The sequence below is a fragment of the Alsobacter metallidurans genome (assembly GCF_014636935.1).
Taxonomy (GTDB): Bacteria; Pseudomonadota; Alphaproteobacteria; order Rhizobiales; family Beijerinckiaceae; genus Alsobacter; species Alsobacter metallidurans.
This window is the reverse complement of the sequence record NZ_BMES01000001.1, coordinates 281,437-301,139: the sequence shown is the minus strand read 5'-3', so window position 1 is coordinate 301,139 and position 19,703 is coordinate 281,437. Positions and strand designations below refer to the sequence as shown.

Genomic DNA, 19,703 nt, shown 5'->3' with positions numbered 1-19,703 from the left:
ATTTACTTCTCCGTCTCGACGAGGCCGCGCACGAACAGCTTCTGCATCAGCAACACGACCAGCACGGGCGGCAACATGGCCAGCACGGCGGTCGCCATCGCGAGCTGCCATTCGGTCAGCGCGTCCTGGGTGACCAGCATCTTCTTGATGCCGATCACGATGGTCTGCATGTTCTCGCGGGTGGTGATCAGCAGGGGCCAGAGATACTGGTTCCAGCCATAAATGAACTGGATCACGAACAGCGCCGCGATGGTGGTGATCGACAGCGGCAGCACCGTGTCGACAAAGAACTTCATGGGCCCGGCGCCGTCGATCTTGGAGGCTTCCACGAGCTCGTCCGGGATCGTCATGAAGAACTGCCGGAACAGCAGCGTGGCGGTGGCGGAGGCGATCAGCGGCACCGCCAGGCCCGCATAGGTGTCCAGCATTCCGAGATCGGCCACGATCTTGTAGGTCGGATAGATGCGCACCTCGACGGGCAGCATCAGGGTGATGAAGATCAACCAGAAAGCGCTCTGGCGCAGCGGAAAGCGGAAATACACCACCGCATAGGCGGAGATGATCGAGATCGCGATTTTCCCGACCGCGATGATGATCGCCATGATGAAGCTGTTCAGCAGCATCGGCCCCACCGGCTCGCGCGCGGTGGCGTTGCCGGCCAGAAGCGCCCGCGAGTAGTTCTCCACCAGGAACTTGCCCGGATAGAGCGGCATCGTGCCGTTCGCGATGGTGCCGGCGTCCCAGCTCGAGCCCACGAAGGCCACGTAAACCGGAAAGGCGACGATCAGCACGCCCATGATCAGGATGAAGTGGGGCAGGAACGTCGAGAACCAGGTCCGGCGCTCTACCATGGGGAGGCTCCTCGCAGGGCGCGCATCAGTAGGTCACCTTGCGCTCGACATAGCGGAACTGGATGGCCGTGAGCGCGATCACGATCACCATCAGGACGACGGACTGGGCCGCCGAGCCGCCGAGGTCGCCGCCCAGCCGGCCGTCGGAGTAGACCTTGAACACCAGCGTCTCGGTGGCCTTGGCGGGTCCGCCATGCGTGATGGCGTCGATGATGCCGAAGGTGTCGAAGAAGACGTAGACGATGTTGACCACCAGCAGGAAGAACGTGGTGGGCGACAGCATTGGGAAGATGATGGTCCAGAAGCGCCGCGCCGGCTTGGCGCCGTCGATCGCGGCGGCCTCGATCAGGCTCTTGGGGATGGATTGCAGCCCCGCCAGGAAGAACAGGAAGTTGTAGCTGATCTGCTTCCAGGCGGCGGCCAGGATCACGAGCAGCAGGGCGTGGTCGCCGTTCAGCATCGGATTCCAGGGCACGCCGGCCGCGATCAGGCCGCGGCCGATCATGCCGAGCGAGGGCTGGAACATGAAAAGCCACAGCACGCCCGCGATGGCGGGCGCCACCGCGTAGGGCCAGATCAGCAGCGTGCGATACACCGAGCCGCCGCGAATCTGCTTGTCGGCCATGACGGCCAGCAGCAGCGAGAACGACATCGCCAGGATGGTGACGGCGAGCGAGAAGACCAGCGTGGTCCACATCGACTCGTAATAGGAGCGCTGCCCGAAGAGCGTGACGTAGTTCTCGAAGCCGACGAACTCGGTCGAGATCCCGAACGCGTCCTCGATGCGAAACGACATCCACACGGCCTGGGAGGCCGGCCAGTAGAAGAACACCAGCGTGATGACCAGCTGCGGCGCGAGCAGCAGGTAGGGCAGCAGCTTGTTGGTGTAGACCGAGCGCTTTTCCATGGGGGCCGTGCGTGAGGGGGCAGATTGACGGCGAAGCGCGCGCAAGTGGCGCCACCCTCACCCTGACCCTCTCCCCGTCGCCGGGAAGAGGGGAAGACCGGCGCCGTTTCCCTTCGCCCCGGAACGGGGAGAAGGCAGCCGAGCGCAGCGAAGTCGGATGAGGGGTCGCCGGCTTTGCGGCCGGCGACGGATCCTCAACGGTTGGCGGTGCGCTCGAACTGGCGCAGCGTGGCGTTGCCGCGCGACACGGCGTCGTCCAGCGCCTGCTGGGGCGACTTCTTGCCGGCCAGCGCGGCCTCGATCTCTTCCGACCACATGTCGCGCATCTGCACCATGTTGCCGAAGCGCAGGCCGCGCGAGTTCTCGGTCGGCTCCTTGTTGGTGAGCTCCTTCAAGGGCGTCTCCCGGTCCGGGAACTGGTTGTAGAAGCCCGAGGCCTTGACCTTCTCGTAGGCCGCCAGCGTGATCGGCAAGTAGCCGGATTCCACGTGCAGCTTGGCCTGCCGGTCGGTGTCCGACAGGAAGGTGAAGAACTTGGCGATGCCTTTGTACTCGGGCGCCGTCTTGCCGCCCATCACCCACAGCGAGGCGCCGCCGATGATCGAGTTCTGCGGAGCGCCCTTCACGTCCGGGTAGTAGGGCATCGGAGCCGCCGCGAACTCGAACTTCGCGTTGGCCTTGACGTTGCCGTAGAAGCCCGAGGACGTCAGCATGATCGGGCACTCGCCCGAGGTGAAGCGACCCTCGTTCTCGTTGCCGCGACCCGAATAGTCGTAGGTCTTGTCCTTCTGCAGGGCGACGAGATCGGTCAGCAGCTTCACGTGCGCCGGGCTGTTGAACTTCAGCTCGGTGTCGAAGCCGTCGAGGCCGTTGGCCTTGGTGCCGAGCGGCAGGTTGTGCCAGGCCGAGAACTGCTCGATCAGCGCCCAGGGCGACCACGCGACCGTGAAGCCGCACTTGTCGTAGCCGGCGGCCTTGAGCTTCTTGCCGGCCTCGAACACGTCCGGCCAGGTCTTCGGGATTTCGGCGACGTTGGCCTTCTTCAGCGCGTCCTTGTTGACCCACATCACCATGGAGGACGAGTTGAACGGGAAGGACAGCATCTCGCCCTTGGCGGTCGAGTAGTAACCCGTGATGGCCGGCAGGTAGGCCTTGGGGTCGAACTTCTCGCCGGCTTCCTGCATCATCTGGCCGACCGGCTTGATGGCGCCCTTGGCGGACATCATCGTGGCGGTGCCGACCTCGAAGACCTGCACGATGTGGGGCGCGTTGCCTGCCCGGAAGGCCGCGATGGCGGCGTTCAGCGTGTCGGGATAGCTGCCCTTGTAGGCGGCCGTGACCTTGTACTCGCTCTGCGAGGCGTTGAAATCCGCCGCGAGCTTGTTGACGACGTCGTTGTTGGCGCCCGTCATCGCGTGCCACCACTGGATCTCGGTCTGCGCAAAGGCGGACGTCGAGGCCATCATGGCGGCGAGCGACAGCGCAAGCCTGGTACGGAGTTTCATTGCTCTCTCTCCCTGACGGGCCGTTCGGGGCCCTCTTTTGGTTGTCTGGCAGCCTGGCGCAACGCTCAGGCGACGGTTCTATGACAATCAGATGACACGCATTTCCGCAACTGGCGGAGCGGTCACATGGTCGCGCCCACGGTCCAAGGCACGAATTCGGCGTCGCCATAGCCGAGTTGCTCCGACTTGGAGCGCTCGCCCGAGGCGATGCGCAGCACGGTGTCGAAGATCTCCTGGCCCTTCTCCTCGATGGAGACGCCGTCGAGGATGTCGCCGCAATTGATGTCCATGTCGTCGAGCATGCGGCGGTAGATCTCGCTGTTGGTCGCGAGCTTGATGGATGGGGTCGGCTTGCAGCCATAGGCCGAGCCGCGCCCGGTGGTGAAGCACAGCACGTTGGAGCCGCCCGCCACCTGCCCGGTGGCCGCCACGGGGTCGTAGCCGGGCGTATCCATGTAGACGAAGCCCTTGGCGTCGACCTGCTCGGCGTAGTGATAGACGCCGGCCAGCGTCTTGGTGCCGCCCTTGGCGGCCGCGCCGAGCGACTTCTCCAGGATGGTGGTGAGCCCGCCGAGCTTGTTGCCCGGGGACGGGTTGTTGTTCATCTCCATCTTGTTGCGGGCCGTGTAGTCCTCCCACCAGTGGATCATGTCGACCAGCTTCTCGCCGATCTCGCGCGTCGCGGCGCGGCGGGTGAGCAGGTGCTCGGCGCCGTAGATTTCGGGCGTCTCGGACAGGATTGCGGCGCCGCCGTGCTTGACCAGGAGGTCCACGGCCGCGCCCAGCGCCGGGTTGGCGGTGATGCCCGAATAGCCGTCCGAGCCGCCGCACTGGAGCGCCAGCAGGATCTCGGAGGCCGGCACGGTTTCGCGCCGCGCCGCGTCCGCGATGGGCAGCATGGTCTTGATCGCCTCGACGCCGGCCTGCACGGTCTTCTTGGTGCCGCCGATCTCCTGGATCGTCATGGTCCGGAAGGTGTCGCTCTCCTTGATCCCGTATGCGTCCTTCCAGCGGCCGATCTGGAAGCCCTCGCAGCCGAGGCCGACCATCACGACGCCCGCCATGTTGGGGTTGGTGGCGTAGCCCCACTGGGTGCGCTTGAGGATGTCGTAGCCCTCGCCCTTGACGTCGAGCGCGCAGCCGCCGCCATGCACCAGCGGGATGACGCCGTCGATGTTGGGGTACTGCTCCAGGATGCCGGAGCGCTCGATCTCGAGCGCCATGAAGCGCGCCACCGAGGCCGAGCAGTTCACCGAGGTGAGGATGCCGATGTAGTTGCGCGTGCCGACCTTGCCGTTGGCGCGCCGGAAGCCCTGGAAGGTGGCCTGCAGCTCCACCGGCAGCACCTCCTCGACGCGCGCATCCTCGGCGAAGCGGTAGTCGCGCTCGAAGTCGTGCATGCCGACATTGTGCTCGTGCACCCAGTCGCCCGGCGCGATGTCCTTGGCGGCGAAGCCGATGATCTGGCCGAATTTGAGAATGGGCGAGCCTTCGGGGATCGGCAGGGTGGCCATCTTGTGGCCGCGCGGCACGCGGGCGCGGGCGGTGACGCCCTCCGCGACGGCGCCGACATCCACCGGGTCGACCGCGACCACGACATTGTCGGCGGCGTTCAGCCGCACGGTGCGCGGGGCGTTGAGGACCGGAGCGTTCATGGCCTTCCCTTCCTGTGCGGCTCTTGTGGCTGGGCCGCTGCCGAGTTCCAGAAGACGAGAACCCTCGGCGGGGCTCTCTTTACGCGAAATATTTTCGGACGCCAGCAAAACGCGCATGTTCCGCGCGCTAGCGGCGGCTTGGGTGAATGCATTCTATATCGGCCCGCCTTTAGCGCCTACGGCGCCGCAGCCCATCCGCGTAGACGATCAGGATGATTAGGACGCCGGTGATGATGTATTGCCAGAACGAGTTGACGTTCATCAGGTTGGCGCCGTTGCGGATGGTCGCCAGGATGAAGGCCCCGAGCAGCGGGCCCCAGACGGAGCCGATGGCCCCGAAGAGGCTGGTGCCGCCGATCACCGAGGCCGCGATGGCCTCCAGCTCGAAGCCAATCGCCTGGGTGGCGTTGCCGGTGCCGGTGCGCGAGGCCAGCATCACCCCCACGATGGCGGCGCAGAGCGAAGACAGGATATAGGCGGTCGCCGTTACGGCGTTGACGTTGACGCCAGACAGGCGCGCGGCCTCGGGGTTGGACCCGACCGAATAGAGGTAGCGGCCCCACTTGCTGAGGTGCAGGTATACAAAAGCCGGGACCGCGACCACGACCACCACCATGAACAGGTTGGGGATACCCAGCACCTCGCCGCGCGAAAAGCCCGTGAACGCATCGTTGGTGACGTTGATGGTGGAGCCATTGGTCATCAGCAGGCCGACGCCGCGCAGCGCCGTGAAGGTCGCGAGCGTGATGATGAAGGGGGGCAGCCCCATCTTCACCACCCCGAAGGCGTGAAACGCTCCGATCGCCATGCCGAGCAGCAGGGACGCGAGGATCACGGTCCACAGCGCCAGCACGTTGGCGGCCGCCTCGGGCAGGCCGACGCCCGTGAGCCCCGCCGCGACGCCGGGCGCGACGCCCTGGACCAGCATCGCGACCACCACGGTGATGAAGCTCGCCACCGCGCCGACCGAGAGGTCGATGCCGGCCGTGATGATCACGAAGGTCTGGCCCAGCGCCAGGATGGCGAAGATCGCGCCCTGGCGGGCGAGGTTCGAGATGTTGCCGGGCGTCGCGAAGGTCGAGGTCTTCCAGGCCAGGAACAGGAACATGGCCAGAAGCACGCCCACCAGCGTGAGGCCGAGCAGGCGCGAGAACTCGAACCTCGTTTTCGGCGCGCCCAGCGTGCTCGCGGTGTCGGTCATGATGCGGGGTCCTGCTGGCGGGGCATGAAGGGGTTCCTGGGCGGGCTCAGACGCCGATCGCCTCGGTGAGGATCTGTTCGTGGCTGGCGGCCTTGTGGCCGTGGCTGGCGATCTGCCGGCCGCCCCTGAACACATGGAGGCGGTCGGCCAGCTCGTAGACTTCGGGCAGGTAGGACGACACCAGGAGAATGCCCGCGCCCTTGGCCAACAGCGCGCCGAAGAGCCGGTAGATCTCCGCCTTGGTGCCGACATCCACCCCCACGGTGGGTTCGTCGAAGATGAACAGCTTGGCCCCGTGGTTGAGCCATTTGCCGATCACGATCTTCTGCTGATTGCCGCCCGAGAGGCTGAGCGCCAGCGCGTTGCGGCTCGCCGTCTTGATGCGCAGGTCGGCGATCTGCTTGTCGGCGGCGGCGCGCTCCCGCCGGCCCGAGATGGTGAGCCCCCGCGTGAGCCGGTCGAACACCGGGAGGTTGAGGTTGTGGCCGACGCCCAGATTGAGGCAGAGCCCCTGGTCGCGCCGGCTTTCGGGCGCCAGCGCCATGCCGAGCGCGATGGCGTCGCGCTCCGAGCGGACCGAGACCGGCCGGTCGCCCCACAACACCTCGCCGCCCGTGGTCGGCTCGCGACCGTAGACGCCCATCACGAACTCGCTGCGCCCGGCGCCGATCAGCCCGTAGAGGCCGACGATCTCGCCCTCGCGCACGGTGAGCGAAACGTCCCGGAAGCCGCGCCCGCTCAGGTTGCGGGTTTCCAGGATGGCGGCTCCGGGCGTGAAAGGGTCCTTGTGGTACACTTGCTCGATGGAGCGGTTGATCATGAGGCCGATCAGCTCGGCGTCGCTGGTCTCCGACACCCGGCGCGTGCCCACCAGCGTGCCGTCGCGCAGCACCGAGACGCGGTCGGCGAGCTCGAAGATCTCCTCCATGCGGTGGCTGATGTAGACCACCGTGACGCCCTGCGCCTTGAGGCGGCGGATCAGCGCGAAGAGCTGCGCGGCCTCCTGCCGGGTGAGGTAGGCGGTGGGCTCGTCGAAGATCAGGAAGCGGGTCCCGCGCGTGGCGGCGCGCGCCGTGGCGATGAGCTGCTGCTGGCCGATGGTGAGCGTCGACAGCAGCGCGCCGGCCGGCAGCGCGAAGCCGAGGTCGACGAGGATGCGCTGCGCGTCGCGCACCATGGCGCGGTCGCGCAGCAGCCCGCCCGGGGATGTCTTCTCATCGCCCAGGAAGATGTTGGCCGCCACGGTCAGGTGCGGGCAGAGCACCACCTCCTGATGGACGGCGTTGATGCCGAGCGCGATCGCCTCGTTGGGGGTGGAGAGATCGGTCGGGACGCCCTTCCAGATGATTTCGCCCGCCGTGCGCGGGGTGACGCCCGTGAGCAGCTTGATCAGCGTCGACTTGCCGGCGCCGTTCTCGCCCACGATGGCGTGCACTTCGCCCGTCTCGAAGGCGAGGTCGGCGGGCTTCAGCGCATGCGTGCCGGTGTAGCGTTTCTCGAGCTTGCGCAGCTCCAGGATGGGGCCCGCGAAGGCCGTTTCCACGGCAGGCTGAGTTTCGGCGATGGCGGACACGGGCGCTGTTCCGGCTGGGGGGAAAGACGCGTCCGCCGCCCGGGCGCCGAGGCGGCCGGGCGGCGCTGTCGTTTCTGAACCGCGGCTTACTTGACCTTGGGGTTCAGCAGCTCCTGGGCGCGGGCGCCGGTCATGTTCTCGCCCGTGATCAGGTTCGCGCCGGTGTCCACGAAAGCCTCGACCTTCTCGCCCTTGGAGGCGGCGAGCGCGGTCTTGACGCCGTCATAGCCCATGCGGAACGGGTCCTGCACGACGGTGGCGGCCATCACGCCGTCCTTGAGCGCCTTCACGAGCTTGTCGTCGCTATCGAAGCCGACCAGCTTCACCTTGTCCTGCGCCTTGGACTCGGCGATCGCCTGAATCGCGCCCTGGGCCTGGATCAGGTTCGACGCGAAGATGCCGCGCAGGTTCGGGAAGGCGGTGAGCAGGTCGGTGGTGATGTTGAGCCCGCCATTGGCGGTGCCGTCCGACACCTTGTCGGCCGCCAGCTTGATGCCCGGGTACTTGGAGGCGAGCTGCTCCTTGAAGCCCTTGGCGCGCTCGTCGAGCGAGCCGACGCCCGGCAGATGGGTGATGAGAGCCACTTCGCCCTCGGCCTTGCCGTATTTCTTGGTGATCGCCGCCGCGAGGCCATCGGCCGCAATGCGCCCGCCCTGGACGTTGTCGGTGGTGAGGAAGGACGTGAAGGCCTTCGAGTCGGCGGCCGAGTCGATGCCGACGATCTTGACCGACTTGGCGGCCTCGTCGATCGGCTTGCCGAGCGCGGCGCGCTGCGTGGGCGAGATCACGATGGCGGCCGGCTTGGTGGAGACGGCGTTCTCCAGGATGGCGATCTGGCCGTTGATGTCGGCTTCGGACTGCGCGCCGAGCTCCGGCACCTTCACGTTCAGGTCCTGCCCGGCCTTGCGGGCGCCGGCGAGCACGATCTGCCAGTAGAAGGAGGTCGTGTCCTTGACGATGATCGGAATGGTGGGCTGCTGAGCAACGGCGGGCTGGACGAACGCAGCCGAAACGGCCGCGAACCCGGCGACGAGCCAGGAATGTCTCATAGGTGTCCTCCTCTGCGGGCGGCTCAGCCGCCTCGTTTATGCCCCGGGCTAACGCCCGGAATGCCCGATGCTAGAACGAATTTTTCAGCCTGCGCAATGCACGTTATAGGCGTTTCGAATTGTGACAGTTGTGACCGGCAATCGAGGTCGGCGTCGCGTGGAGACAAGCGTCGTTTGCCCGCTTCCCTTCGCCCGGCTTCACCCCACCCCGCCGCTGCGCGGCGACCCTCCCCCTCAAGGGGAGGGTGGGCGTTGCGGCACGTCCGAGAGTGACCGAGCCCGACGAAATTTTACGCGTACCCGCACCGGCGCCGATCGCAAGGCCGCAGCACACCCTCCCCTTGAGGGGGAGGGTCGACGGGCGAAGCCCGGCGGGGTGGGGTGACGCTGGGGAAATGCGGTCTCTCCGAAACCTTCATTATCTTCGCCCCGCCTCGCGCCGCTGCATTGCGCGCAGGGCGGGGCCGTGATCTCGCCAGCGCGCCCCCAAGATGCTAAACCCCGCCACAATAAACGATTTAGGGAGCGACCATGGCCCGCCTCAAGCTCGACAGCGCCACCACCCTTCCGCATGACGGCGCCCGTGGCGCGCTCGCGGGCCGCGTGTGGCGGCCCGACGTGTCGGGGCCGTCCGTGGTGGCGATCCGCCCGGACGGCGTGTTCGATGTGACCCGCGCGTTCCCGACCATGCGGGATCTGTGCGAAATGCCCGACCCCGCCCGGGCGCTGGCCGACGAGCAAGGCGAGCGCATCGGCGATCTCGACGCCATTCTGCTCAACACGGTTCCGGACAACCGGGACGAGACGAAGCCCTGGCTGCTCGCCCCCAACGACCTGCAGGCCATCAAGGCGGCCGGCGTCACCTTCGCGATCTCGATGCTGGAGCGCGTGATCGAGGAGCGCGCCAAGGGCGACCCGGCCGCGGCCACCGGCATCCGCGAGCAGATCGTCAGCATGGTGGGCGAGGACTTCTCCAAGCTGGTGCCCGGCTCGCCGGAGGCCATGCGGCTGAAGCAGACGCTGATCGACCAGGGCTCGTGGAGCCAGTATCTCGAGGTCGGCATCGGCCCGGACGCCGAGATCTTCACCAAGGCCCCGCCTATGTCGGCGGTGGGCACGGGCGTTGACGCCGGCCTGCATCCGATGTCGACCTGGAACAATCCCGAGCCCGAGGCCGTGCTGGTGGTGTCCTCGACGGGGAAAATCGTCGGCGCGACGCTGGGCAACGACGTCAATCTCCGCGACGTCGAGGGCCGCTCGGCCCTGCTGCTGGCCAAGTGCAAGGACAACAACGCCTCCGCGACGGTCGGCCCGTTCATCCGCTTCTTCGACGCCACATTCTCGGTGGAGGATCTGCGCCAGGCCGAGCTGACCCTCGTGGTGGAAGGGCCGGAGGGGTACCGGCTGGAAGGCCACTCCTCGCTCGGCAAGATCAGCCGCTCCTTCGAGGACCTGGCCGGCCAGATGCTGGGCAAGCACCACCAGTACCCGGACGGCGCCATCCTCTACACCGGCACGCTGTTCGCTCCCATCGACGACCGCGACGCGCCCGGCCAGGGCTTCACGCACAAGATCGGCGACATCGTCACGATTGCGACGCCGTGGCTGGGCAGTCTGGTGAACCGCATGCAGCACACCGACAAGTGCCCGCCCTGGACCTTCGGGACCTCGCACCTGATGCGCAGCCTCGCCCGGCGCGGCCTGCTCTGACCCCCTCCGCATTCTCCAAACACGGGATATCGCCATGAACGCACCCTTCAAGAACCTGATCGCCGGCGAGTGGGTGGAAGGCGCCTCCGTCAACCCCAACATCAACCCGTCCAACACCAAGGACGTGGTGGGCGAGTATGTGCGCGCCTCCAAGCAGCAGGCCGAGGAGGCCATCGCGGCCGCCAAGGCCGCCTTCCCGGCCTGGGCGCGCTCCACCCCGCAGGAGCGCTACGAGATCCTGAAGAAAGCCTCGGACGAGATCCTCGCCCGCAAGGACGAGCTCGGCCGCCTCTTGTCGCGCGAAGAGGGCAAGACCCTGGCCGAGGGCGTCGGCGAAACCGTGCGCGCCGGGCAGATCTTCGCGTTCTTCGCCGGCGAGTGCCTGCGCCTGTCGGGCGAGAAGCTCGCCTCGGTGCGCCCGGGCGTGGAAGTCGACATCACACGCGAGCCGGTTGGCGTGGTCGGCATGATCACGCCCTGGAATTTCCCGATCGCGATCCCGTCGTGGAAGATCGCGCCGGCGCTGGCCTACGGCAATTGCGTGGTGCTGAAGCCCGCCGACCTCGTGCCCGGCTGCTCCTGGGCGATCGTCGACATCCTCCATCGCGCCGGCCTGCCCAAGGGCGTGCTGAACCTCGTGATGGGCCGCGGCTCGGAAGTGGGCCAGACCATCCTCGACCACAAGGACGTGGACGCCATCACGTTCACGGGCTCGGTGCCGACCGGCCGCAAGGTCGCGGCCGCCGCGGTTGGCGGAACCCGCATGAAGAAGCTGCAGCTCGAGATGGGCGGCAAGAACCCGCTCGTGGTGCTGGACGACGCCGACCTCAAGGTCGCCGTGGAAGTGGCCGTGAACGGCGCCTTCTTCTCCACCGGCCAGCGCTGCACGGCCTCGTCGCGCCTGATCGTGCAGGCCGGCATCCATGACAAGTTCGTGGAAGCCTGCGTGGAGCGCCTGAAGGGCCTCGTGATCGACGACGCCCTGAAGCCCGGCACGCATATCGGCCCGGTGGTCGACCAGGGCCAGCTCGACCAGGACCTGAAATATATCGGCATCGCCAAGGAAGAAGGGGCCAAGCTGGCCTGGGGCGGCGAGCTCCTGAACCGCGAGACCCCCGGCTTCTACCTGCAGCCGGCGCTGTTCACCGAGACCACCAACGACATGCGCATCTCGCGCGAGGAGGTCTTCGGGCCGGTCGCGAACGTGATCCGGGTGCAGAGCTACGACGAGGCGCTGGCCATGGCCAACGACACCGAGTTCGGGCTGTCGTCCGGCATCTGCACGTCGAGCCTGAAATACGCCTCGCATTTCAAGCGCAACAGCGAGGCCGGCATGATCATGGTGAACCTGCCGACCGCGGGCGTGGACTATCACGTGCCGTTCGGCGGCCGGAAGGGCTCGAGCTACGGCTCGCGCGAACAGGGCGCCTATGCGCGCGAGTTCTACACCACGGTGAAGACGGCCTACACGTTCCCGGGCTGAATGGGGATCCGTTCGTCGTGAGCGAAATACACGGCTGCGCCCTTCGGGGCGCGGCCTCTGCGTGTGATGCTGCCGAAGCCGGAGCACCTCAACGCCCCTCATCCTGAGGAGCATTGCCCCTTGGCGATGCGTCTCGAAGGACGAGGGGTCCAGAGCGCTCAACCGTTCGGACACGCTGGAGTCCCTCGTCCTTCGAGACGCAGGCCCGAGCGGGCCTGCTCCTCAGGATGAGGGGATTGTGGTGGATCCAAGTGTCCCCGGGGCCGCCCCGCCCTACGCGGCCTTGGCGAGCTTCTGCGCGATCACGGCGTGCAGGGCGCGCATGTCCTTGGCGAACTGGCGGATGCCTTCGGCGAGCTTCTCGGTCGCCATCGGGTCTTCGTTCAAGGCGAAGCGGAAATTCGGCTCGTCGGTGGCGACTCGCTCGTCGCCCGAGCGGCCGGCCGTTTCCGGGTCGAGCTTGCGGGCGAGCGTTCCCTCGTCGGCGGCGAGTTCCTGCAGCAGCGCGGGCGCGATGGTGAGGCGGTCGCAGCCCGCCAGCGCCTCGATCTCGCCGATGTTGCGGAACGAGGCGCCCATCACGACAGTCCCGTAGCCGTGGCGCTTGTAGTAGCTGTAAATCTTCCGCACAGAGAGCACGCCCGGGTCTTCCTCGGCCGTGAAGGTGCGGTTCTCGGCCTTGGCGTGCCAATCCAGGATGCGGCCCACGAAGGGCGAGATCAGGAAGGCCTTTGCCTCCGCGGCGGCAGCCGCCTGCACGAGCGAGAACAGCAGGGTGAGGTTGCAGTCGATGCCCTCGGCCTGAAGGATCTCGGCCGCCCGGATTCCCTCCCAGGTGGAGGCGATCTTGATCAGAATGCGGTCGCGGCTGACGCCGCGCTCCTCGTAGGCCTTGATGATGCCGCGCGCCTTGGCGACGGAGGCCTGCGTGTCGAAGGAGAGGTCCGCGTCCACCTCGGTTGAGACGCGGCCGGGCACGATCTTGCTCAGCTCCGCGCCGAACGTGATCGCGAGGCGGTCCGCGATGGCGGACACCGCGTCGGCGCCCGAGCCCTGGCGGCGACCCCAGTTCACCGCCTCGTCGACCAGCCCCGCATAGGCGGGCATCTGGGCGGCCTTGAGGATCAGCGACGGGTTGGTGGTGCAATCGGTCGGCTTGAAGGCCCGGATGGCCTCGATGTCGCCGGTGTCCGCCACCACGACGGTCATGGACTTGAGCTGGTCGAGCTTGGACGCCATGGGGGGCTTCTCCTGAAACTTGGCGATAGTGATTGCGGACGCGCGGGCAGGCTTCCTAACATGCGCGCGACGGAGGCGGAAAGGCCGCGGCTCGCCAATGGGAGCCGGCCGGCGCCGGGGGAAACGACATGCTCAAGGGATTGGATCCCGTTCTCGGCCCCGACCTGCTGGGAACGCTGCGCGCCATGGGGCACGGCGACGACATCGCGATCGTGGACACCAACTTCCCGGCCGCCGCGATGGGGCGGCCGGTGATCCGGCTCGACGGCCTGCCCGCCACCCGGGTGCTGGACGCGGTGCTGTCGGTGCTGCCGCTGGACGACTTCACGCCGGAGGCGGCGTGGCGCATGGAGGTGGTGGGCGACGCCGGCGCCGAGATGCCGATCTTCGACGAGTTTCGTCGCGTGATCGTCGCACGCGAGGGCGCATCCTTCCGGCTGGCCTCGCTGGAGCGCTTCGCGTTCTATGAGCGCGTCCGGAAGGCCTTCGCCGTGGTGGTGAGCGGGGAAACGCGGCTCTATGGCAACATCCTGCTGAAAAAGGGCGTGGTGCGCCCCGACTAGCGCCGGAACGCCCCGACCTTGCGGCCGACCCCCGCGGCCATCGCCCAGCCTCATTTGCGCGCGGACAGTGGCCCCATGACGCTTCGAATCGACTCGCACCAGCACTTCTGGAACCCCAGCCGCGGCGACTATGGCTGGCTCACGCCGGAGTTGCAGACGCTGTACCGGCCGTTCGGGCCGGACGACCTGGAATTCCTGATCGAGGAGACCGGCGTCGGCGGCACCGTGCTGGTGCAGGCCGCCCCGACCGTGGAGGAGACCGAGTACATGCTCGGGCTCGCGGACGCGACCGACTGGGTTCTGGGCGTGGTCGGCTGGGTGGATTTCGCCGACCCGAGCAGCCTCGCGCATGTGGACCGGCTCGCCCGGCACAAGAAGCTCAAGGGCTTCCGGCCCATGATCCAGGACATCCCGGACGTGGACTGGATGCTGAAGCCCGAGCTCGACTGGGCGTTCCGCAGCCTGGTTGCGCACGACCTCGCCTTTGACGCGCTGGTGAAGCCCGAGCACCTGCCCAACCTGCTCGCCCTGCTGGGACGCTATCCGGAGCTGCGGGTCGTGATCGACCATGGCGCCAAGCCGCGCATCCGGGCTGGCGAGTTCGACGAATGGGCGGCCGGCATGCAGGCCCTGGCGCGCGACACGCGGGCGCTGTGCAAACTGTCGGGGCTCGTCACCGAGGCGGGGCCGGACTGGTCGGTCGACAAGCTGCGGCCCTATGTGGACTGGCTGCTGGAGTGCTTCGGCCCGGGCCGGCTGCTATGGGGCTCGGATTGGCCGGTTTGCACGCTGGCCTCCGGCTACCGGCGCTGGGTGGACGCCGCCGAGGAGCTCACGGCCGCGTGCAGCGCCGGCGAACGCCTGGCGATCTTCGGCGGCAACGCGACGGCGTTCTACCGGCTCGGCGCGATCTAGGCCGCCGCGGTCGTCAGGCCGCCGCGCGCGTGATCGCCTCGTCCATGCATTGCAGCGCGGGCGCCTGGCCCTTGCGGGCCGTAAGCACGCAGGAGCGCGGCACCTCAAGCCAGCCGGGCTGGGCCCGGTCCAGCGGCTCGGACACGATGATCAGCCGGTCGCCGAGGTCGCGCCAGTAGAGCGTGGCTGGCTTGCCGTCGCTGGCCCAGCGGAAGGCGTAGAGATCCTCGCCGTCCGTGAGCGCGGCCGTGAAGCGCAGCGCCTCGCGCACGCCGGCGGCCTGCATCAGCGCGGAAACGCGCGACACCGTGCGGGCCACCGCGCCGACGGGATCGTCCTCCAGCCCATCCGCGAGCGCGGCCAGGAAGATCGCCTCGCTGTCGGTGGTGCCGCCGCGCGCCTCGTAGAGCGCGTCCGGGATCATGGCCTCCAGCTTGCGCCGCACCGTGTGGTAGCCGCCGATCTGGCCGTTGTGCATGAACATCCACCGCCCCTGCACGAAGGGGTGGCAATTGGCCCGCGTGGTCGCGGTGCCGGTGGCGGCGCGCACATGGGCAAAGAATAGGCCCGAGCGCACCTGCGCGCAGAGCGACTGGAGGTTTTCGTCCGACCAGGCCGGCCGCAGCTCGCGGTACACGCCCGGCTCGGGCCGGGTCGCGTACCAGCCGATGCCGAAGCCGTCGCCGTTGGTGCCGGTCTTGGCCTCCTCGGCGTGCAGCGACTGGTGCACGAGCGAGTGGCACGGGGCGCTCACGAGGTCTTCCATGAAGACCGGTTCACCCCGGTAGGCGAGAAAGCGGCACATGTTTCACCGATCGACGCAAGGCCTGGAAGCCATAGCGTGCGGCCAACGTCCTGAACAGAACCTTAACGCGCCTTAACCTCTTTCAATCGGCGGGACGTTGTTGGCTACTCTGCAATCCTGTTGAATGCGCGCGACCCCGCCGCGAAGGATCCCGCATGACGCCCCGCACATTCCTGGCCGCCCTCCTCCTGCTCGCCCTGCAGGCCGCGCCCGCCAGCGCGGCGGAGGGTCTCGAGGGCGCTAGGCTCGGGATCGTCTGGGCGCTCCCCTTCGCCGGCATCCTCCTGTCGATCGCGCTCGGGCCGCTGCTGTTCGCCCACGCGTGGCACGCCCATTACGGCAAGATCGCGCTGGGGTGGGCCCTGCTCGCCGCAGTGCCGCTCCTGCTGACGCAGGGCTTCGGCGTCGCGTCAGGGGCGATCCTGCATACGCTGCTCACCGAGTACATGCCGTTCATCCTGATGCTGTTCGCCCTGTTCACGGCGGCCGGCGGCATCGTGGTGGCGGGCAACATCCACGGCTCGCCGCTGATGAACGCCGGGCTGCTCGGCGCCGGCTCCGCGATGGCGAGCGTGATCGGCACCACGGGCGCGTCCATGATCCTGATCCGGCCGCTGCTGCGCGCCAACGACAACCGGCTGCACAACGTCCACGTGTTCGTGTTCTTCATCATCCTGGTGTCGAACATCGGCGGTTCGCTGACGCCCCTCGGCGATCCGCCGCTGTTTCTGGGCTTCCTGCGCGGAGTGGACTTCTTCTGGACCGGCAAGACGCTCTGGCCCGAGACCGTGTTCGCGGTCGGCGTGCTGCTGGCGGTGTTTCTCGCCCTGGACCTCTGGCTTTACCGCCGCGACGCGGCCTTTCGGGCCCTGAGCGATCCTACGCCCGACAAGCCCATCCGGCTGCACGGCGCCGTGAACCTCGCGCTGATCGGCGTGGCGGTCGCGGCCATCCTGCTGAGCGGGCTCTGGAAGCCCGGGATCGAGCTCAATGTGCTGGGCGTCCACCTGCCGCTGCAGAACGTGCTGCGCGATCTCACCATGGTGGCAGTCGGTTGCGCATCCATCGCGGTGACGCGGCCCGAGCACCGCCGCGCCAACGACTTCCAGTGGGAGCCAATCCTCGAGGTCGCCAAGCTGTTCGCCGCCATCTTCACCTGCATCATCCCGGTGATCGCGATGCTGCAGGCCGGCCGCGAGGGCGTGTTCGCGCCGCTGGTCGGGCTTGTGACGCGCCCGGACGGCTCGCCGTCGCCAGCCGCCTATTTCTGGCTCACCGGCATCCTGTCGTCGTTTCTGGACAACGCGCCCACCTATCTGGTGTTCTTCGAACTCGCGGGCGGCGACCCCGCCCGCCTCATGGGCCCGCTCGCCTCCACGCTGGCGGCGATCTCGCTCGGCGCCGTGTTCATGGGCGCCAACACCTATATCGGCAACGCGCCGAACTTCATGGTCTACGCCATCGCGCGGCAGGGCGGCGTCAAGATGCCGAGCTTCTTCGGCTATATGGGCTGGACGATCGTGATCCTGATGCCGCTGTTCGGGGCGATCACGTGGTTGTTCTTTTAAGGCGAGCCGCGGCTCCCGGGGGGTGAAGGGCCGCCCGACTTCGAGCATTGCGGCAGATTTCCGCGATCCCTCCCCCGTCATCCCCGGGCTTGACCCGGGGATCCACGCGCTGGGCTCCGGCGTGGATGGCCGGGACGAGCCCGGCCATGACGGAGAGCGACAACGGTGAGATAACGAGCTCCCTGCGAGTGGAAGCGCGCGCTTTCTCCCGCCGGGACAAGGGCGGCGCCTAGGTCGCTGCGAACCTAGCCCCCGAATCCCGCCCGCTTCAGCCGGACGATGGCCAGGTCCAGCGCGGACAGGAAGGTGGAGCGGTCCTTGGCGGCGAAGGGTCTCGGGCCGCCCGTGACCTCGCCGGTGGAGCGCAGGTCCTCCATGAGGTTGCGGGTTGCGAGCGCCATGCCGATCGAGTCGGTCGTGAAGGGCTTGCCGGTGGGCCCGATCACGTCCGCGCCGGCCTTGATGCAGCGGCTGGCCAGCGGGATGTCGGCCGTGATCACGATGGCCCCGCGCGCGGCGCGCTCCGCGATCCAGTCGTCGGCGGCGTCAGGGCCGGCCGCCACCAGCACGCGCTCGATCATCGGGTCGCGCGGGATCTGCATGAAGCTGTTGGCGACCACGAACACCTTCAGCCGGTGGCGCTCCGCGACCTTGTAGACCTCGGCCTTCACCGGGCAGGCGTCCGCGTCGACATAGATCGCGATGGGACCTGCGGGCTCGGGCACGGGACGCATCCTCCGAAGGCCGACCAGCGCTGCGGCCCTTTTTAATCGATACATGTGCGGCCGTGCGGAAACAACGATCACGGAGCAGCTCGTTTCACCGTCGTTTTTACGCGAAATTACCCCCAATGCCGCGTCAGACGCATGGCAGCCGTGCAGCCGGTCTGGACTTAATCGGTTCGATACGCTTAGAGTGCGCCCAGCCGGTCGAGAGGGGCCATCTGCGGTTGCAACCCGCAGGCTCCGCCGAGAAGCGCGCCTTTTCGCGCCCCATCGGCGGCCAACGACCCCGGCACAAGCATGGGACCCTTTGGGAGGGAACGATGAAGAAAGTTATCATGGGCGCTGTCGCGTCCGCGGCCTTGCTGGCCGCCGGCGGGCAGGCATTCGCCCAGGAAAAGCTCACCGTGTGGTGGGTGAAGGGCTTCTACAAGGCCGAGGACGACGCGCTCTTCGAGGCCATCAAGAAGTTCGAGGCCAAGTCCGGCGTGAAGGTGGACCTGTCCCAGTACGCCGTGCAGGACATGATCCCGAAGACGGTTTCGGCGCTGGACGCCGGCAGCCCGCCGGACGTGGCCTATGCCGACGTGTACGACTTCCAGGTCGCGGCCAAGTGGGCGTTCGAGGGACGCCTCGAGGACATCTCGAGCGTGATCGAGCCGCTGAAGGGCCAGTTCGCCCCCAACACGGTCGAGACCACCTACCTCTACAACGACAAGACCAAGAAGCAGGCCTACTACGCCTTCCCGCTCAAGCAGCAGACGATGCATATCGAGTATTGGATCGACATGCTCGAGCAGGCCGGCTTCAAGGAAAGCGACATTCCGAAGGATTGGGCCGGCTACTGGAACTTCTGGTGCGACAAGGTGCAGCCCGGCTTCCGCAAGGCTTCGGGCACGCGCGCGTATGGCATCGGCCAGCCGCTGGGCGTCGATTCGTCGGACAGCTTCTACTCGTTCCTGACCTTCATGGACGCTTATAACGTCAAGCTGGTCGACGACAACGGCAAGCTGCTGCTGGACGACCCGAACGTCAAGAAGGGCCTCATGGGCGCCCTGTCGGACTACACGGCTCCCTACACCAAGGGCTGCGTGCCGCCGTCGGCCACGTCCTGGAAGGACCCGGACAACAACGTCGCCTTCCACAACAAGACGACGGTGCTGACCCACAACGCCACCATCTCGATCGCCGCCAAGTGGCTCGACGACGCCAACAACGCGACCCTGACCCAGGAACAGCGCGACCAGGCGAAGAAGAACTACGACAGCCTGATCCGCACGGCCGGCTTCCCGAACAAGCCCGACGGCTCGCCGATGAAGTACCGCACCGCCGTAAAGGTGGGCGTGGTGTTCGAGCAGGCCAAGCAGAAGAAGCTCGCCAAGGACTTCGTCGCCTTCCTGCTGCAGGAAGACAACCTGAAGCCCTACGTCGAGGGCGCTCTCGGCCGCTGGTTCTCGGTGACCAAGGCCGGGCAGGAGAGCCCGTTCTGGCAGGCTGACCCGCATCGCAAGTCGGTCTACAACCAGTACAAGTCCGGCACCGTGACCTTCGAGTTCACCAAGAACTACAAGTTCACGATCCTGAACAACGAGAACGTCTGGGCCAAGGCCGCCAACCGCATCGTCAACGAGAAGGTGCCGGTGGACAAGGCGACGGACGAGCTCATCGCCCGCATCAAGGAAGTCGCCGGAAGCTAAGCCGACGACCCGGCTCTCGGGAGGCATCCTCCCGGGAGCCTGTCCGGGCGTTCGGGGATCTCCTCTCCCGAGCGTTCGAGGCAGCAATTCTAGAAACCCTCATCCTGAGGAGCATCGCCCCTTGGCGATGCGTCTCGAAGGACGAGGGACTCCAGTGGGCTGCACGCGTCGAGCGATCCGGACCCCTCGTGCTTCGAGACGCCCTGCTGCGCAGGGCTCCTCAGGATGAGGGCATTCAAGGCTCTTCGGCTCAGCTACTG

16 protein-coding genes are annotated in these 19,703 nt (G+C 67.3%); 6 read left to right on the top strand and 10 right to left on the bottom strand.

Features of this window, described 5'->3' with window-relative positions:
* Positions 1-2: 2 nt before the first annotated feature.
* From ugpE to IEV99_RS01255, 7 genes are all read right to left on the bottom strand, one after another.
* Positions 3-851, bottom strand: coding sequence for a sn-glycerol-3-phosphate ABC transporter permease UgpE (gene ugpE, locus IEV99_RS01285; RefSeq protein ID WP_188515929.1), 849 nt, complete (start codon positions 849-851; stop codon positions 3-5).
* Positions 852-876: 25 nt separating this feature from the next.
* Positions 877-1,758 carry a sn-glycerol-3-phosphate ABC transporter permease UgpA gene (ugpA, locus tag IEV99_RS01280; protein ID WP_188515928.1) on the bottom strand — a complete coding sequence of 294 codons (882 nt, stop codon included), beginning with the start codon at positions 1,756-1,758 and terminating at the stop codon, positions 877-879.
* Between the two features lie 194 nt (positions 1,759-1,952).
* Positions 1,953-3,263, bottom strand: coding sequence for a sn-glycerol-3-phosphate ABC transporter substrate-binding protein UgpB (gene ugpB / locus IEV99_RS01275; RefSeq protein WP_188515927.1), 1,311 nt, complete (start codon positions 3,261-3,263; stop codon positions 1,953-1,955).
* A 122-nt stretch (positions 3,264-3,385) separates the two neighbouring features.
* Complete coding sequence (locus IEV99_RS01270; RefSeq protein ID WP_188515926.1) at positions 3,386-4,918, bottom strand: UxaA family hydrolase; 1,533 nt, start codon at positions 4,916-4,918, stop codon at positions 3,386-3,388.
* A gap of 169 nt (positions 4,919-5,087) precedes the next feature.
* Entirely contained in the window at positions 5,088-6,122 is a 1,035-nt protein-coding gene (locus IEV99_RS01265) for an ABC transporter permease (protein ID WP_371875773.1), read from the bottom strand.
* 43 nt (positions 6,123-6,165) lie between these two features.
* Positions 6,166-7,692 carry a sugar ABC transporter ATP-binding protein gene (locus IEV99_RS01260; RefSeq protein ID WP_188515924.1) on the bottom strand — a complete coding sequence of 509 codons (1,527 nt, stop codon included), beginning with the start codon at positions 7,690-7,692 and terminating at the stop codon, positions 6,166-6,168.
* Positions 7,693-7,778: 86 nt separating this feature from the next.
* A complete protein-coding gene (locus IEV99_RS01255) occupies positions 7,779-8,741 on the bottom strand; it encodes an ABC transporter substrate-binding protein (RefSeq protein ID WP_188515923.1) in 963 nt (320 codons plus the stop codon).
* 531 nt (positions 8,742-9,272) lie between these two features.
* Here IEV99_RS01255 and IEV99_RS01250 point away from each other — a divergent pair.
* Together IEV99_RS01250 and IEV99_RS01245 are read left to right on the top strand one after the other, a co-directional pair.
* On the top strand, positions 9,273-10,451 hold the full coding sequence (locus IEV99_RS01250) for a fumarylacetoacetate hydrolase family protein (RefSeq protein WP_188515922.1): 1,179 nt from the start codon (positions 9,273-9,275) through the stop codon (positions 10,449-10,451).
* 34 nt (positions 10,452-10,485) lie between these two features.
* On the top strand, positions 10,486-11,934 hold the full coding sequence (locus tag IEV99_RS01245) for an aldehyde dehydrogenase family protein (RefSeq protein WP_188515921.1): 1,449 nt from the start codon (positions 10,486-10,488) through the stop codon (positions 11,932-11,934).
* A gap of 273 nt (positions 11,935-12,207) precedes the next feature.
* Here the strand turns inward: IEV99_RS01245 and tal are convergent, their stop codons facing one another.
* Positions 12,208-13,173 carry a transaldolase gene (gene tal / locus IEV99_RS01240; RefSeq protein WP_188515920.1) on the bottom strand — a complete coding sequence of 322 codons (966 nt, stop codon included), beginning with the start codon at positions 13,171-13,173 and terminating at the stop codon, positions 12,208-12,210.
* A gap of 128 nt (positions 13,174-13,301) precedes the next feature.
* Here tal and IEV99_RS01235 point away from each other — a divergent pair, with 128 nt between their 5' ends.
* A complete protein-coding gene (locus IEV99_RS01235; protein ID WP_188515919.1) occupies positions 13,302-13,736 on the top strand; it encodes an RbsD/FucU family protein in 435 nt (144 codons plus the stop codon).
* A 75-nt stretch (positions 13,737-13,811) separates the two neighbouring features.
* A complete protein-coding gene (locus IEV99_RS01230; RefSeq protein ID WP_188515918.1) occupies positions 13,812-14,651 on the top strand; it encodes an amidohydrolase family protein in 840 nt (279 codons plus the stop codon).
* Positions 14,652-14,664: 13 nt separating this feature from the next.
* Here IEV99_RS01230 and IEV99_RS01225 read toward each other — a convergent pair whose 3' ends face one another.
* The gene (locus tag IEV99_RS01225) at positions 14,665-15,456 is read right to left on the bottom strand and encodes a class II glutamine amidotransferase (protein WP_188515917.1); all 792 of its coding nucleotides are present in this window, start codon (positions 15,454-15,456) and stop codon (positions 14,665-14,667) included.
* A 155-nt stretch (positions 15,457-15,611) separates the two neighbouring features.
* Between IEV99_RS01225 and IEV99_RS01220 the strand changes: the two genes are divergently transcribed.
* Positions 15,612-17,024, top strand: a complete 1,413-nt coding sequence (locus IEV99_RS01220; RefSeq protein ID WP_188515916.1) for a sodium:proton antiporter — start codon at positions 15,612-15,614, stop codon at positions 17,022-17,024.
* Between the two features lie 245 nt (positions 17,025-17,269).
* On the opposite strand, the gene IEV99_RS01215 is transcribed toward IEV99_RS01220, so the two are convergent.
* Positions 17,270-17,749, bottom strand: a complete 480-nt coding sequence (locus IEV99_RS01215) for a YaiI/YqxD family protein (protein ID WP_244643445.1) — start codon at positions 17,747-17,749, stop codon at positions 17,270-17,272.
* A gap of 320 nt (positions 17,750-18,069) precedes the next feature.
* On the opposite strand from IEV99_RS01215, the gene IEV99_RS01210 reads away from it, so the two are divergent.
* Positions 18,070-19,443 carry an ABC transporter substrate-binding protein gene (locus IEV99_RS01210; protein WP_188515914.1) on the top strand — a complete coding sequence of 458 codons (1,374 nt, stop codon included), beginning with the start codon at positions 18,070-18,072 and terminating at the stop codon, positions 19,441-19,443.
* The last annotated feature ends 260 nt before the right edge of the window (positions 19,444-19,703 follow it).

Coding starts and splice junctions, on each gene's coding strand:
- IEV99_RS01250 (WP_188515922.1), top strand. CDS start 9,273: ATGGCCCGCCTCAAGCTCGACAGCGCCACCACCCTTCCGCATGACGGC.
- IEV99_RS01235 (WP_188515919.1), top strand. CDS start 13,302: ATGCTCAAGGGATTGGATCCCGTTCTCGGCCCCGACCTGCTGGGAACG.
- IEV99_RS01245 (WP_188515921.1), top strand. CDS start 10,486: ATGAACGCACCCTTCAAGAACCTGATCGCCGGCGAGTGGGTGGAAGGC.
- IEV99_RS01220 (WP_188515916.1), top strand. CDS start 15,612: ATGACGCCCCGCACATTCCTGGCCGCCCTCCTCCTGCTCGCCCTGCAG.
- ugpA (WP_188515928.1), bottom strand. CDS start 1,758: ATGGAAAAGCGCTCGGTCTACACCAACAAGCTGCTGCCCTACCTGCTG.
- IEV99_RS01210 (WP_188515914.1), top strand. CDS start 18,070: ATGAAGAAAGTTATCATGGGCGCTGTCGCGTCCGCGGCCTTGCTGGCC.
- IEV99_RS01225 (WP_188515917.1), bottom strand. CDS start 15,456: ATGTGCCGCTTTCTCGCCTACCGGGGTGAACCGGTCTTCATGGAAGAC.
- IEV99_RS01270 (WP_188515926.1), bottom strand. CDS start 4,918: ATGAACGCTCCGGTCCTCAACGCCCCGCGCACCGTGCGGCTGAACGCC.
- IEV99_RS01255 (WP_188515923.1), bottom strand. CDS start 8,741: ATGAGACATTCCTGGCTCGTCGCCGGGTTCGCGGCCGTTTCGGCTGCG.
- ugpE (WP_188515929.1), bottom strand. CDS start 851: ATGGTAGAGCGCCGGACCTGGTTCTCGACGTTCCTGCCCCACTTCATC.
- tal (WP_188515920.1), bottom strand. CDS start 13,173: ATGGCGTCCAAGCTCGACCAGCTCAAGTCCATGACCGTCGTGGTGGCG.
- ugpB (WP_188515927.1), bottom strand. CDS start 3,263: ATGAAACTCCGTACCAGGCTTGCGCTGTCGCTCGCCGCCATGATGGCC.
- IEV99_RS01230 (WP_188515918.1), top strand. CDS start 13,812: ATGACGCTTCGAATCGACTCGCACCAGCACTTCTGGAACCCCAGCCGC.